Source organism: Escherichia sp. KTE52 (assembly GCF_000408325.1).
GTDB classification, from domain to species: Bacteria; Pseudomonadota; Gammaproteobacteria; order Enterobacterales; family Enterobacteriaceae; genus Escherichia; species Escherichia marmotae.
In genome coordinates, this window is sequence record NZ_KE138680.1 from 1,789,693 (window position 1) to 1,804,009 (window position 14,317).

Annotated in this window: 14 protein-coding genes; 11 read left to right on the top strand and 3 right to left on the bottom strand. The window is 52.8% G+C overall.

All coding sequences use genetic code 11. The features are described 5' to 3' along the window. Positions 1–358: 358 nt before the first annotated feature. Positions 359–1,390, bottom strand: a complete 1,032-nt coding sequence (gene rsmC / locus A1SC_RS03335) for a 16S rRNA (guanine(1207)-N(2))-methyltransferase RsmC (protein ID WP_001272304.1) — start codon at positions 1,388–1,390, stop codon at positions 359–361. 102 nt (positions 1,391–1,492) lie between these two features. Between rsmC and holD the strand changes: the two genes are divergently transcribed. From holD to A1SC_RS03295, 8 genes are all read left to right on the top strand, one after another. Continuing rightward, positions 1,493–1,906, top strand: a complete 414-nt coding sequence (holD, locus tag A1SC_RS03330; protein ID WP_000204034.1) for a DNA polymerase III subunit psi — start codon at positions 1,493–1,495, stop codon at positions 1,904–1,906. Continuing rightward, positions 1,875–2,321: a ribosomal protein S18-alanine N-acetyltransferase gene (gene rimI, locus A1SC_RS03325; RefSeq protein WP_001092453.1), complete on the top strand. Its 447-nt coding sequence runs from the start codon at positions 1,875–1,877 to the stop codon at positions 2,319–2,321. Before holD ends, rimI begins: the two co-directional genes overlap by 32 nt. A 14-nt stretch (positions 2,322–2,335) precedes the next feature. Beyond that, positions 2,336–3,013, top strand: a complete 678-nt coding sequence (gene yjjG, locus A1SC_RS03320) for a pyrimidine 5'-nucleotidase (protein ID WP_000870712.1) — start codon at positions 2,336–2,338, stop codon at positions 3,011–3,013. Between the two features lie 90 nt (positions 3,014–3,103). Beyond that, on the top strand, positions 3,104–4,693 hold the full coding sequence (prfC, locus tag A1SC_RS03315; protein WP_000175960.1) for a peptide chain release factor 3: 1,590 nt from the start codon (positions 3,104–3,106) through the stop codon (positions 4,691–4,693). A gap of 401 nt (positions 4,694–5,094) precedes the next feature. Then, a complete protein-coding gene (gene osmY, locus A1SC_RS03310) occupies positions 5,095–5,700 on the top strand; it encodes a molecular chaperone OsmY (protein ID WP_016262843.1) in 606 nt (201 codons plus the stop codon). 126 nt (positions 5,701–5,826) lie between these two features. Continuing rightward, entirely contained in the window at positions 5,827–5,988 is a 162-nt protein-coding gene (locus tag A1SC_RS03305; RefSeq protein ID WP_000490275.1) for a DUF1328 domain-containing protein, read from the top strand. A gap of 123 nt (positions 5,989–6,111) precedes the next feature. Further along, a complete protein-coding gene (locus A1SC_RS03300) occupies positions 6,112–7,185 on the top strand; it encodes a patatin-like phospholipase family protein (protein ID WP_000531526.1) in 1,074 nt (357 codons plus the stop codon). Beyond that, entirely contained in the window at positions 7,182–7,961 is a 780-nt protein-coding gene (locus tag A1SC_RS03295) for a metal-dependent hydrolase (protein WP_000563020.1), read from the top strand. Before A1SC_RS03300 ends, A1SC_RS03295 begins: the two co-directional genes overlap by 4 nt. A gap of 100 nt (positions 7,962–8,061) precedes the next feature. Here the strand turns inward: A1SC_RS03295 and A1SC_RS03290 are convergent, their stop codons facing one another. Both A1SC_RS03290 and A1SC_RS03285 read right to left on the bottom strand, forming a co-directional pair. After that, the gene (locus A1SC_RS03290; protein ID WP_001088424.1) at positions 8,062–8,925 is read right to left on the bottom strand and encodes a YjjW family glycine radical enzyme activase; all 864 of its coding nucleotides are present in this window, start codon (positions 8,923–8,925) and stop codon (positions 8,062–8,064) included. Beyond that, entirely contained in the window at positions 8,897–10,447 is a 1,551-nt protein-coding gene (locus tag A1SC_RS03285) for a YjjI family glycine radical enzyme (protein ID WP_016262844.1), read from the bottom strand. The genes A1SC_RS03290 and A1SC_RS03285 overlap by 29 nt, the downstream gene beginning before the upstream one ends. Positions 10,448–10,704: 257 nt before the next feature. Here A1SC_RS03285 and deoC point away from each other — a divergent pair, with 257 nt between their 5' ends. From deoC to deoB, 3 genes are all read left to right on the top strand, one after another. Continuing rightward, the gene (deoC, locus tag A1SC_RS03280; RefSeq protein ID WP_001295412.1) at positions 10,705–11,484 is read left to right on the top strand and encodes a deoxyribose-phosphate aldolase; all 780 of its coding nucleotides are present in this window, start codon (positions 10,705–10,707) and stop codon (positions 11,482–11,484) included. 225 nt (positions 11,485–11,709) lie between these two features. Continuing rightward, complete coding sequence (gene deoA / locus A1SC_RS03275) at positions 11,710–13,032, top strand: thymidine phosphorylase (protein WP_000477830.1); 1,323 nt, start codon at positions 11,710–11,712, stop codon at positions 13,030–13,032. Between the two features lie 51 nt (positions 13,033–13,083). Continuing rightward, entirely contained in the window at positions 13,084–14,307 is a 1,224-nt protein-coding gene (deoB, locus tag A1SC_RS03270; RefSeq protein WP_000816460.1) for a phosphopentomutase, read from the top strand. The last annotated feature ends 10 nt before the right edge of the window (positions 14,308–14,317 follow it).

Consider the following 14,317-nt stretch of genomic DNA (forward strand, 5'->3'; position numbering starts at 1 on the left):
ACACTAACACCTGAAGCTAGCGCGTCTACCAATTCCGCCACCTTCGCATACCATCAATTCTTAAAAAAGAATTGCTACCACGGAGGCGCATTCTAGTGGTTTTCAGTTTTTCGTCAATAGTTAATTGTCGCCTGATGTGTGATTGCTGGAAAAATGGCCATCAGTGGATTGTGGATAATTCGTTTGTCGGTCAGATCAGGCGTTCACGTCGCATCCGACATGGCTTGTGGCTGTATATGCCAGATGCGACGCTGACGCGTCTTATCTGGCCTACGGAGGGCTAACGTACAGGTTTTGTTGGTTGGATAAGGCGTTTACGCCGCATCCGACACGGCATGCGGCGACAGGTGCCAGAGACTTAACCTTTCTTCGCCTGGCGGGTCATAATGGCGCGATACACCTTGAAACGCCCGGTTTGTGCGATGACTTCATGGAAGCCAAATGTTTCATCCAGCAGATCCGGATAAGGCAGGAACGCATTCGCTACAATCCGCAACTCGCCGCCGCTATTAAGATGACGTACCGCGCCGCGAATCAACGTTTGCGCAGCATCAAGGCTGGTTTGCATTCCATCGTGGAACGGTGGGTTGGAGATAATCATGTCAAAACGACCTTTCACCTCGGAAAAGACGTTGCTGGCAAAGACTTCACCTTCAACACCGTTAGCGGAAAGTGTCGCGCGACTGGCTTCTACTGCCGGTGCGGAGACATCGCACAAGGTGAGGCGAATTTTCGGTGAATGGTGCGCAAAAGCAACCGAAAGCACGCCTGCACCGCAGCCGACATCCAGCACTTTGCCTTTCGTGTGCGGAGTAAATGTCGAAAGCAGCAACTGGCTACCGACATCCAGGCCGTCACGACTAAACACGCCCGGCAACGTTTTGACCGTCAGGCCATCAACGTTGTATTCGCCCCAGAATTTATCAGCATCAAACTCCGGCTGCTTTTCCAGACGACCAAAATAGAGGCCGCAGCGGCGGGCGCTGTCTACCTTATTCAGTGGTGCGTAGTCCGCCAACATCTGCTCGGCGCTGCGCACACCGCTGCGGTTTTCGCCCACGACGAAAATATCTGTCCCTACCGGCAGCAGTGACAGTAGGTTCATCAGTTGGAATTGCGCTTCTGGTTTGTTCTTCGGCCAGTAGTAGATCAGCGTATCGCAATCTGCGACGTCGTCCGCCGTAGCGATCAGGCTAAAACGGGCGTTATCACCCATCTGGCGACTTAACACCTGCCAATGGTGGAATTGCTGGGTATGAGCACGACTGGCCGCGGTATCTAAACGCGCGGGCAGGTCATCCTGTAAGTCACCGGCAAACAGAATACGGCTTTGTTCGAAATCATCACTGTGGCGCAGCAAGACTTCACTTGCCGGGGTAAATGCAGACATGGAATGCTCCTCAATTGATACTGGCGGCGATTATAGCCATATGTTGGCGCGGTATCGACGAATTTGCTATATTTGCGCCCCTGACAACAGGAGCGATTCGCTATGACATCCCGACGAGACTGGCAGTTACAGCAACTGGGCATTACCCAGTGGTCGCTGCGTCGCCCTGGCGCGTTGCAGGGAGAGGTAGCCATTGCGATCCCGGCACACGTTCGTCTGGTGATGGTGGCAAACGATATTCCCGCCCTGACCGATCCGCTGGTGAGTGACGTTTTGCGCGCATTAACCGTTAGCCCCGAGCAGGTACTGCAATTGACGCCCGAAAGGATCGCGATGCTACCGCAAGGTAGTCGCTGCAACAGTTGGCGGCTGGGCACTGATGAACCGCTGTCACTGGAAGGTGCCCAGATAGCATCCCCGACGCTCACTGAATTACGGGCAAACCCAACGGCACGCGCCGCGTTATGGCAACAAATTTGCACATATGAACACGATTTCTTCCCTCGAAACGACTGATTTACCAGCGGCTTTTAACATTGAACAACGCGCCCACGCCTTTCCGTGGAGCGAAAAAACCTTTGCCAGCAACCAGGGCGAACGCTATCTCAACTTTCAGTTAACGCAAAACGGCAAAATGGCGGCGTTTGCGATTACGCAAGTGGTGCTGGATGAAGCTACATTGTTCAATATTGCTGTCGATCCCGACTATCAGCGTCAGGGATTGGGAAGGGCGCTACTGGAGCATCTGATCGACGAACTGGAAAAACGCGGCGTGGCAACGCTATGGCTGGAGGTCCGCGCCTCAAACGCTGCCGCCATTGCCCTGTATGAAAGTTTAGGTTTTAACGAGGCGACGATTCGCCGCAATTACTACCCCACCACGGACGGTCGCGAAGACGCCATCATCATGGCGTTGCCAATCAGTATGTAAGACAAGGTGGAATAATGAAGTGGGACTGGATTTTCTTTGATGCCGATGAAACGCTGTTTACTTTTGACTCGTTCACCGGCCTGCAGCGGATGTTTCTTGACTACAGCGTCACCTTTACCGCTGAAGATTTTCAGGACTATCAGGCCGTTAACAAGCCACTGTGGGTGGATTATCAAAACGGCGCGATCACTTCATTACAGCTTCAGCACGGGCGTTTTGAAAGCTGGGCCGAACGACTGAACGTCGAGCCAGGTAAACTCAACGAGGCCTTTATAAATGCGATGGCGGAAATCTGCACGCCGCTGCCGGGCGCGGTTTCCCTGCTTAACGCCATTCGCGGCAACGCCAAAATCGGTATCATCACCAACGGCTTTAGCGCCTTGCAGCAGGTGCGTCTGGAACGCACGGGCCTGCGTGATTATTTCGATTTGCTAGTGATTTCCGAAGAAGTTGGTGTCGCCAAGCCGAATAAGAAAATTTTCGATTATGCCCTGGAACAGGCGGGCAATCCTGACCGTTCACGAGTGCTGATGGTCGGTGATACTGCTGAGTCCGATATTCTCGGTGGTATCAATGCCGGGCTTGCGACCTGCTGGCTGAATGCGCACAACCGTGAGCAACCAGAAGGTATCGCACCCACCTGGACCGTTTCATCGTTGCATGAACTGGAGCAACTCCTGTGTAAACACTGATTGCCTCCCCCCCGTTGATGGGTAAAATAGCCGCAATTTTTCGTTTTCAACAAGCGCGGCGCGATGCCGCTTACTCAAGAAGAAAGAATTATGACGTTGTCTCCTTATTTGCAAGAGGTGGCGAAGCGCCGCACTTTTGCCATTATTTCTCACCCGGACGCAGGTAAGACCACTATTACCGAGAAGGTGTTGCTGTTCGGACAGGCCATTCAGACCGCCGGTACAGTAAAAGGCCGTGGCTCTAACCAGCACGCGAAGTCGGACTGGATGGAGATGGAAAAGCAGCGTGGTATCTCTATTACCACTTCTGTGATGCAGTTCCCTTATAAGGATTGCCTGGTTAACCTGCTCGACACCCCGGGGCACGAAGACTTCTCGGAAGATACCTATCGTACACTGACTGCAGTGGACTGCTGCCTGATGGTGATCGACGCCGCAAAAGGTGTAGAAGATCGTACCCGCAAGCTGATGGAAGTTACCCGTCTGCGCGATACGCCGATCCTCACCTTTATGAACAAACTTGACCGTGATATCCGCGACCCGATGGAATTGCTCGATGAAGTTGAAAACGAGCTGAAAATCGGTTGTGCGCCGATCACCTGGCCGATTGGCTGCGGCAAGCTGTTTAAAGGCGTTTACCATCTTTATAAAGATGAAACGTATCTCTATCAGAGCGGTAAAGGTCACACCATTCAGGAAGTGCGCATTGTTAAAGGGCTGAACAACCCGGATCTCGATGCTGCTGTTGGTGAAGATCTGGCACAACAACTGCGTGATGAACTGGAACTGGTGAAAGGCGCATCTAACGAGTTCGACAAAGAGCTGTTCCTTGCAGGTGAAATCACCCCGGTATTTTTTGGTACTGCGCTGGGTAACTTCGGCGTGGATCATATGCTGGACGGGCTGGTGGAGTGGGCGCCTGCGCCGATGTCGCGTCAGACAGATACTCGCACTGTAGAGGCGAGCGAAGACAAATTTACCGGCTTCGTATTTAAAATTCAGGCCAACATGGACCCGAAACACCGCGACCGCGTGGCGTTTATGCGAGTCGTGTCCGGTAAATATGAAAAAGGCATGAAACTGCGCCAGGTGCGTACCGCGAAAGACGTGGTGATTTCCGACGCATTGACCTTTATGGCGGGCGACCGTTCGCACGTTGAAGAAGCTTATCCGGGCGATATCCTTGGTCTGCACAACCACGGCACTATTCAGATTGGCGACACCTTTACCCAGGGCGAGATGATGAAGTTCACCGGTATTCCGAACTTCGCACCAGAACTGTTCCGCCGTATCCGCCTGAAAGATCCGCTGAAGCAAAAACAACTGCTCAAAGGGCTGGTACAGCTTTCCGAAGAGGGCGCGGTACAGGTGTTCCGTCCGCTCTCCAACAACGACCTGATCGTAGGTGCGGTTGGTGTGCTGCAGTTTGATGTGGTGGTATCGCGCCTGAAGAGCGAATACAACGTTGAAGCCGTGTACGAGTCGGTCAACGTTGCCACCGCCCGTTGGGTAGAATGTGCGGACGCGAAGAAATTCGAAGAGTTCAAGCGTAAGAACGAAAGCCAACTGGCGCTTGATGGCGGCGACAACCTCGCTTACATCGCTACCAGCATGGTGAACTTGCGCTTAGCGCAAGAGCGTTACCCGGATGTTCAGTTCCACCAGACTCGCGAACATTAATTCTTGCCTCAAGGGCGCGGCAACCGCTGCGCCCTGTCACTTTCCCTTCCTTATTAGCCGCTTGCGGAATGTTCTTAAAACATTCGCTTTTGCTTATGTTTGCGCGTTTTTTAGCCGATGTGGCGAGCGGTTTCAAAATTGTGATCTATATTTAACAAAGTGATGACATTTGTGACGGCTTTAAATACCGTTCAATTCGTGGATATCAGTATTTAAAACCGTTAAATGTCATTCGATTGATATTAATAACTGATCCAGAGGCTGTGATGGTCGTTATTCATCACTCATCGCTTTTGTGATGGCGACCATTGACTTCTGTACAGGGTGAAGTCTCTCCCTTTCAGCAATGCAACCTCGTGTTGCCAGGCTCAAATTATGAGCAAACATACAGGAATACATCGATGACTATGACAAAACTGAAGATTTCGAAAACGCTGCTGGCCGTAATGTTGACCTCTGCCGTGGCGACAGGCTCTGCTTTTGCGGAAAACAACGCGCAGACCACCAACGAAACCGCAGGGCAAAAAGTCGATAGCTCTATGAATAAAGTCGGTAATTTCATGGATGACAGCGCTATCACTGCGAAAGTGAAGGCGGCTCTGGTGGATCATGACAACATCAAAAGCACCGATATCTCTGTTAAAACCGATCAAAAAGTCGTGACTCTGAGCGGATTTGTTGAAAGCCAGGCACAGGCTGAAGAGGCCGTGAAAGTGGCTAAAGGAGTTGAGGGTGTGGCCTCTGTCAGCGACAAACTGCACGTTCGCGACGCTAAAGAAGGCTCTGTGAAGGGTTACGCAGGTGATACCGCCACCACCAGTGAAATCAAAGCCAAACTGCTGGCAGACGATATCGTCCCTTCCCGTCATGTGAAAGTTGAAACCACCGACGGCGTGGTTCAGCTCTCCGGTACTGTTGATTCCCAGGCACAAAGCGACCGTGCTGAAAGTATCGCTAAAGCGGTAGATGGTGTGAAAAGCGTTAAAAATGATCTGAAAACTAAGTAATTCGTCGTAATTCGTCCTCCCGAACTTTGTCGGGAGGCGCGATGTGCACCACACTAAAAATATCGCATTGAGTGATTTGCACGCTCATATCAAGCGGTGACATTAACTATGGTAAAGGAGACGCTTATGTTTCGTTGGGGCATCATATTTCTGGTTATCGCGTTAATCGCCGCCGCACTTGGGTTTGGTGGTCTGGCCGGTACTGCTGCAGGTGCAGCAAAAATTGTCTTTGTCGTCGGGATTATTCTGTTCCTGGTGAGTTTGTTCATGGGCCGAAAACGACCTTAGATTTCAGACCATTAAGAAAATTTTATACAAAGCCAGTCCAGCGGACTGGCTTTTACGGTTTTAGCGAATAATAAATTGCGTTACTTTGTCAGTCTTTCACATTAAAAAAACAGGAAGGCAGAGGTGGGGCAGCGAATACCTGTAACGCTTGGTAATATTGCGCCGTTGTCGCTAAGGCCGTTCCAGCCCGGGCGTATTGCGCTGGTGTGCGAAGGCGGTGGGCAACGCGGAATCTTCACGGCTGGCGTGCTGGATGAGTTTATGCGCGCGCAGTTTAATCCTTTCGATCTTTATTTTGGCACGTCTGCCGGGGCGCAGAACCTTTCGGCGTATATTTGTAACCAGCCTGGTTACGCCCGCAAAGTCATCATGCGCTATACCACAAAACGCGAATTTTTCGATCCAGTGCGTTTTGTGCGTGGCGGAAATCTTATCGATCTGGACTGGCTGATAGAGGCGACGGCCAGCCAGATGCCGTTGCAGATGGATACCGCCGCGCGGCTGTTTGAGAGCGGCAAATCGTTTTATATGTGTGCCTGTCGTCAGGACGATTACACGCCGAACTACTTTTTGCCGACCAAACAAAACTGGCTGGATTTGATTCGCGCCTCAAGTGCGATTCCTGGTTTTTATCGCACCGGAGTTTCACTTGATGGAATTAACTATTTTGATGGTGGCGTCAGCGATGCGATCCCGGTTAAGGAAGCGGCAAGACAAGGAGCGAAAACGCTGGTGGTGATCCGCACTGTGCCGTCGCAAATGTATTACACACCGCAGTGGTTTAAACGCATGGAACGCTGGCTGGGCGACAGTAGCCTGCAACCGCTGGTGAATTTGGTGCAGCACCATGAAACCAGTTATCGTGACATCCAGCAATTTATTGAAAAACCACCGGGCAAGCTGCGGATATTCGAAATTTATCCGCCGAAGCCGCTGCATAGTATCGCCCTGGGAAGTCGGCTTCCGGCGCTGCGCGATGACTATAAACTCGGGCGTTTATGCGGTCGTTATTTTCTGGCAACCGTCGGTAAAATGCTAACCGAAAAAGCGCCGCTTACCCGCCATCTGGTGCCCGCGGCGACGCCTGAATCGATCGTCATTCCGCCTGCGCCAGTCGCCAACGATACGCTGGTTGCCGGGGTGAGTGACGCTCCGCAGGCGAATGACCCGACATTTAATAATGAGGATCTGGCTTGATTTGCCGTTTTATCGATACCCACTGTCATTTTGATTTTCCGCCGTTTCGTGGCGATGAAGAGTCCAGCCTGCAACGCGCGGCACAAGCGGGCGTAGGCAAGATCATTGTTCCGGCAACCGAGGCGGCAAACTTTGCCCGCGTGTTGGCGCTGGCGGAAAATTATCAACCGCTGTACGCCGCGTTAGGGCTACACCCAGGGATGTTGGATCAACACACCGATGAGTCGCTGGAACAGTTACAGCAGGCGCTGGAAAGACGTCCCGCAAAGGTGGTGGCAGTGGGGGAGATCGGTCTGGATCTCTTTGGCGATGATCCACAATTCGATCACCAACAGTGGTTGCTCGACGAACAACTGAAACTGGCGAAACGCTATGATCTGCCGGTGATCCTCCATTCGCGCCGTACTCATGACAAACTGGCGATGCACCTTAAACGCCACGATTTGCCACGCACTGGCGTAGTCCACGGTTTTTCCGGCAGCCTGCAACAGGCCGAACGGTTTGTACAATTGAACTACAAAATCGGTGTAGGCGGCACCATCACTTATCCACGCGCCAGTAAAACTCGCGATGTAATAGCGAAACTGCCACTGGCGTCGTTGTTACTGGAAACCGACGCGCCGGATATGCCGCTCAACGGTTTTCAGGGGCAGCCCAACCGCCCGGAACAGGCCGCCCGGGTGTTTGCCGTGCTGTGCGAGTTACGTCCGGAAGCAGAAGATGAGATTGCTGAAGCGTTGCGTAATAACACATATGCGATGTTTAACGTGCCGTAGGACGGGTAAGGCGTTCACGCCGTATCTGGCAGTTGGCGCACAATGCCGGATGCGACGCTGACGCGTCTTGTCATGCCTACTGGCCTGTGCCACCGGCATGTCACAAATACAGCGCCGGAAATATCAATCGACTCACCTCACGCTCCTTTAACGCGCCAGCCAACTGCTCAACATCTTCCGGCGTGGCGCTCGGCCAGTTTTGCGCTTCTCCATACACACCGTGCGCATGAAACGCGTTCAGCCGTACAGGAACGTCACCAAGTTGCCTGATAAACGCTGCCAATTCATCAATATGCTGCAAATAATCCACCTGATTGGGGATTACCAGCAAACGCAGTTCCGCCAGTTTACCGCGCTCTGCAAGCAAACAGATGCTGTGCTTAATCTGTTGATTATCGCGTCCGGTTAACTGTTGATGGCAGGCGCTATCCCACGCTTTAAGATCGAGCATCGCGCCGTCGCACACCGGGAGTAATTTTTCCCAGCCGGTTTCGCTCAACATGCCGTTGCTGTCCACCAGACAGGTAAGGTGGTGCAGTTGTGGATCGCTTTTGATGGCAGTAAACAGTGCCACCACAAACGGGAGCTGGGTCGTGGCTTCGCCGCCGCTCACCGTTATCCCTTCGATAAACAGCACCACTTTGCGGATATGACTAAGCACTTCGTCCACACTCATCGATTGTGCCATCGGCGTGGCGTGTTGTGGGCACATCTTCAGGCAGGTATCGCACTGCTCACAGACCGCAACGCTCCACACCACTTTGCTGTCGACAATCTGCAACGCCTGATGTGGACACTGCGGCACGCACTCCCCGCAATCATTACAGCGCCCCATCGTCCACGGATTGTGGCAATTTTTGCAGCGCAGATTACAGCCCTGTAAAAACAGAGCCAGACGACTGCCTGGCCCGTCAACGCAGGAGAAGGGGATGATCTTACTGACTAAAGCGCATCTGCTGTTCATGGCTTATCACGCGCGGTTGGCGTTCCAGAATACGAGTGTTACGTGCAGCTTCTTCGCCCAGCCATGTGGTGTTGGTACGTGAGCCTTCGGCGCGATATTTTTCTAAATCTGACAAACGCACCATATAACCGGTAACACGAACCAAATCGTTACCGCTGACGTTGGCAGTAAATTCGCGCATTCCGGCTTTAAAGGCACCGAGGCAAAGCTGCACCAGTGCCTGCGGATTACGCTTGATGGTTTCGTCGAGCGTCAGAATGTCGCTGATCCCGGAGTAGTAATATGCATGATGTGGAGCGACGGTTTGCAGATGGGTGATCGGATCTGGCTCATCGCCATACGGCAAGCGCGCCCCCGGTGTGGTGCCGACATCAGAACTGATCCCCGACTGTGCGTGTAACATGGCGCGTTTTTGCCAGCCATATTTTACGGGAGTATTGGCGACAAACTCCGCCAGTTGCGCGCTGATGCGATAACCCACTTCATTTGCGGCGGCTTCTTTACCGTAGCGCGCGGCAATCCCTTCTTTCTCGCACAGCAAGTTAACCGCTTCTGCCAGCCCGTACATGCCAAACATCGGCACAAAACGTTCAGGATCAATCAACCCTTCTTTCACCAGGAAGCTATTCTCAAAGAAGTGTGATTGTTGATAGAGGAATTCACACCGCGCATCGATGATGGCGATCTGCTGCTGGCAGTAGTGCGGTAGAGTGCGCGTAAAAAAGTCATCCAGCGACTCACTACGTTCAGCAATGGCCTTCAGGTTAAGGCGCACCAGCGTGCTGCCACCACCGGCCAGCGGCAGTGAGTTGTAGCAGCTCACAATCCCGTAGCCCCCTTTTGTGAAAATTTTATCATGTACCGGACCGTTGGCGATGTGCGGTTTGCTACATTCACAGATGTTCTTCGCCACTTCCAGCAGCAGGTCATCAGGAGTGATTTCGGGATCGTAGATAAAGGTCAGATTCGGTGAAACCTGCTTCAAATCGGCATCTGCGCGCAGTATTGCACGAGTGATGGGGGAATCGAACGGGCCGATATTGGCGTGCATAAAGGCGTCTGGCAGGGTTCTGTCGAGATAACGCCAGAAACGTTTTATTCGAATATCAATCTCGTCCTGTGTTAGAATTTTCACATATGGTTGCAACAACGCATCCAATTGCCCAAGGTAGACCGGCATCGATGTGACTGACGGGACATGGTGATAAAGAATGGTCAGCAGGGAGAGCGCATCATCAAGATCTTTGGCGCCTTCCAGCTCCAGCCATTCAGAACCGTTGGCCAGAAAACGGGCGTAATCGGGTAAGACATAGCGCGGTTTGTACGGCGCATGACCTTCAAACATATCGCAGATTATACCTTCATCCAGCGCACGGCGGGCTTCGGCAGGCAGCTCCGGGTAAGGCAGATTGTTTTCTGCTTCCAGCGCCAGAAAATGGCGCTTCTGCTCCGGGCTAAGTACCGGGCTGGTGACAATTTGCTGGCAACGTTGTTGCAGTGCAATTTCATGAGAAGTGGGCATCTTCTTTTCCTTTTATGCCGAAGGTGATGCGCCATTGTAAGAAGTTTCGTGATGTTCACTTTGATCCTGATGCGTTTGCCGCCACTGACGCATTCATTTGAAAGTGAATTATTTGAACCAGATCGCATTACCGTAATGCAAATTTGTAAGTAGATTTTCTTAATTGTGATGTATATCGAAGTGCGTTGCGAAGTCGATGTTAGAATACTAACAAACTCGCAAGGTGAATTTTATTGGCGACAAGCCAGGAGAATGAAATGACTGATCTGAAAGCAAGCAGCCTGCGTGCACTGAAATTGATGGACCTGACTACCCTGAATGACGACGACACCGACGAGAAAGTGATCGCCCTGTGTCATCAGGCCAAAACTCCGGTCGGCAATACCGCCGCTATCTGTATCTATCCTCGCTTTATCCCAATTGCTCGCAAAACGCTGAAAGAGCAGGGTACCCCGGAAATCCGTATTGCTACGGTAACCAACTTCCCACACGGTAACGACGACATCGAAATCGCACTGGCAGAAACCCGTGCGGCAATTGCTTACGGTGCCGATGAAGTTGACGTGGTGTTCCCGTACCGCGCGCTGATGGCGGGTAACGAGCAGGTTGGTTTTGACCTGGTGAAAGCCTGTAAAGAGGCTTGCGCAGCGGCGAATGTGCTGCTGAAAGTGATCATCGAAACCGGTGAACTGAAAGACGAAGCGCTGATCCGCAAAGCGTCTGAAATCTCCATTAAAGCGGGTGCTGACTTCATCAAAACCTCTACCGGTAAAGTGGCAGTGAACGCGACGCCGGAAAGCGCGCGCATCATGATGGAAGTGATCCGTGATATGGGCGTAGAGAAAACCGTTGGTTTCAAACCGGCGGGCGGCGTGCGTACTGCGGAAGATGCGCAGAAATATCTCGCGATTGCCGATGAACTGTTCGGTGCTGACTGGGCAGATGCGCGTCACTATCGCTTTGGCGCTTCCAGCCTGCTGGCAAGCCTGCTGAAAGCGCTGGGTCACGGCGACGGTAAGAGCGCCAGCAGCTACTAAGCTGCCTTGTGCCAGAGAGTGGATGCCGGATGCCCCTGTAGGCCTGATAAGACGCGTCAGCGTCGCATCAGGCTGTCAGCAGTGATGCCGGATGCGGCGTGAACGCCTTATCCGGCCTACGGGGCGAGTGCCATGCAGGCTTGATAAGAAGCTGCCAGCATCAGGCAATAACAACATCCACCATCTGGCAACAACGCCTTCAAACTTATTCCACGGGAGGTTACCTTGTTTCTCGCACAAGAAATTATTCGTAAAAAACGTGATGGTCATGCGCTGAGCGATGAAGAAATTCGTTTCTTTATCAACGGCATTCGCGACAACACTATCTCCGAAGGGCAGATTGCCGCCCTCGCGATGACCATTTTCTTCCACGATATGACAATGCCGGAGCGTGTCTCGCTGACCATGGCGATGCGAGATTCAGGAACCGTTCTCGACTGGAAAAGCCTGCATCTGAATGGCCCGATTGTTGATAAACACTCCACCGGTGGCGTCGGTGATGTCACTTCGCTGATGCTTGGGCCAATGGTCGCTGCCTGCGGCGGCTACATTCCGATGATCTCCGGTCGTGGCCTCGGTCATACTGGCGGCACGCTCGACAAACTGGAGTCAATCCCTGGCTTCGATATCTTCCCGGATGACAACCGTTTCCGCGAAATCATTAAAGATGTTGGCGTAGCAATTATCGGCCAGACCAGCTCACTGGCTCCGGCGGATAAACGTTTCTACGCGACCCGCGACATTACCGCTACTGTTGACTCAATCCCGCTGATCACTGCCTCGATCCTGGCGAAGAAACTGGCGGAAGGTCTGGACGCACTGGTGATGGACGTGAAAGTGGGTAGCGGCGCGTTTATGCCGACCTATGAACTCTCTGAAGCCCTTGCCGAAGCGATTGTTGGCGTGGCAAATGGCGCAGGCGTACGCACCACCGCGCTGCTGACCGACATGAACCAGGTGCTGGCATCCAGCGCTGGTAACGCGGTCGAAGTGCGTGAAGCGGTACAGTTCCTGACAGGTGAATACCGTAACCCGCGACTGTTTGACGTCACAATGGCGCTGTGCGTGGAGATGCTTACCTCCGGCAAACTGGCGAAAGATGATGCCGAAGCGCGCGCGAAATTGCAGGCTGTGCTGGACAACGGTAAAGCGGCAGAAGTCTTCGGACGTATGGTAGCGGCACAAAAAGGCCCGACCGACTTCGTTGAGAACTACGCGAAGTATCTGCCGACAGCGATGCTGACGAAAGCAGTCTATGCTGATACCGAAGGTTTTGTCAGTGAAATGGATACCCGTGCGCTGGGGATGGCAGTGGTTGCGATGGGCGGTGGCCGCCGTCAGGCATCTGACACCATTGATTACAGCGTCGGCTTTACTGATATGGCGCGTCTGGGCGACCAGGTTGACGGTCAGCGCCCACTGGCGGTGATCCACGCGAAAGACGAAACCACCTGGCAGGAAGCGGCGAAAGCGGTGAAAGCGGCAATTAAACTTGCCGATAAAGCCCCGGAAAGCACTCCAACTGTCTATCGTCGTATCAGTGAATAACGGTATACTGATCTGATCATTTAAATTTGAAGCACTGAGTACGGAGAACATATGAAACGTGCATTTATTATGGTGCTGGACTCATTCGGCATCGGCGCTACAGAAGATGCAGAACGCTTTGGTGACGTCGGGGCTGACACCCTGGGTCATATCGCAGAAGCTTGTGCCAAAGGCGAAGCTGACCACGGTCGTAAAGGTCCGCTCAATCTGCCAAATCTGACCCGTCTGGGGCTGGCGAAAGCACACGAAGGTTCTACCGGTTTCATTCCGGCAGGAATGGACGGCAACGCTGAAGTTATTGGCGCGTATGCATGGGCGCACGAAATGTCATCCGGTAAAGATACCCCGTCGGGGCACTGGGAAATCGCCGGTGTACCGGTTCTGTTTGAGTGGGGATACTTCTCCGATCACGAAAACAGCTTCCCGCAAGAACTGCTGGATAAACTGGTTGAACGCGCTAACCTGCCGGGTTACCTCGGTAACTGCCACTCTTCTGGTACGGTCATTCTGGATCAACTGGGCGAAGAGCACATGAAAACCGGCAAGCCGATTTTCTATACCTCCGCTGACTCAGTGTTCCAGATTGCCTGCCACGAAGAAACGTTTGGTCTGGATAAACTCTACGAACTGTGCGAAATCGCCCGTGAAGAGCTGACCAACGGCGGCTACAACATCGGTCGCGTTATTGCCCGTCCGTTTATCGGTGACAAAGCCGGTAACTTCCAGCGTACTGGCAACCGCCACGACCTGGCAGTTGAACCGCCAGCACCGACCGTGCTGCAAAAACTGGTTGATGAAAAACACGGCCAGGTTGTTTCTGTGGGTAAAATTGCTGACATCTACGCTAACTGCGGTATCACCAAGAAAGTGAAAGCGACCGGCCTGGATGCGCTGTTTGACGCCACCATCAAAGAGATGAAGGAAGCGGGTGATAACACCATCGTCTTCACCAACTTTGTTGACTTTGACTCTTCCTGGGGCCACCGTCGCGACGTCGCAGGCTATGCCGCGGGTCTGGAACTGTTCGACCGCCGTCTGCCGGAACTGATGTCTCTGCTGCGCGACGACGACATCCTGATCCTCACCGCCGACCACGGTTGTGACCCGACCTGGACTGGTACTGACCACACGCGTGAACACATTCCGGTACTGGTTTACGGCCCGAAAGTGAAACCGGGTTCGCTGGGGCACCGCGAAACCTTCGCAGATATCGGTCAGACTCTGGCAAAATATTTTGGTACTTCTGATATGGAATATGGCAAAGCCATGTTCTGATGGATTTGGG

Bases quoted from the DNA above. Each gene is read 5' to 3' on its own strand.
- rsmC (WP_001272304.1), bottom strand. From the start codon at position 1,390: ATGTCTGCATTTACCCCGGCAAGTGAAGTCTTGCTGCGCCACAGTGAT.
- holD (WP_000204034.1), top strand. From the start codon at position 1,493: ATGACATCCCGACGAGACTGGCAGTTACAGCAACTGGGCATTACCCAG.
- rimI (WP_001092453.1), top strand. From the start codon at position 1,875: ATGAACACGATTTCTTCCCTCGAAACGACTGATTTACCAGCGGCTTTT.
- yjjG (WP_000870712.1), top strand. From the start codon at position 2,336: ATGAAGTGGGACTGGATTTTCTTTGATGCCGATGAAACGCTGTTTACT.
- prfC (WP_000175960.1), top strand. From the start codon at position 3,104: ATGACGTTGTCTCCTTATTTGCAAGAGGTGGCGAAGCGCCGCACTTTT.
- osmY (WP_016262843.1), top strand. From the start codon at position 5,095: ATGACTATGACAAAACTGAAGATTTCGAAAACGCTGCTGGCCGTAATG.
- A1SC_RS03305 (WP_000490275.1), top strand. From the start codon at position 5,827: ATGTTTCGTTGGGGCATCATATTTCTGGTTATCGCGTTAATCGCCGCC.
- A1SC_RS03290 (WP_001088424.1), bottom strand. From the start codon at position 8,925: ATGAACAGCAGATGCGCTTTAGTCAGTAAGATCATCCCCTTCTCCTGC.
- A1SC_RS03285 (WP_016262844.1), bottom strand. From the start codon at position 10,447: ATGCCCACTTCTCATGAAATTGCACTGCAACAACGTTGCCAGCAAATT.
- deoC (WP_001295412.1), top strand. From the start codon at position 10,705: ATGACTGATCTGAAAGCAAGCAGCCTGCGTGCACTGAAATTGATGGAC.
- deoB (WP_000816460.1), top strand. From the start codon at position 13,084: ATGAAACGTGCATTTATTATGGTGCTGGACTCATTCGGCATCGGCGCT.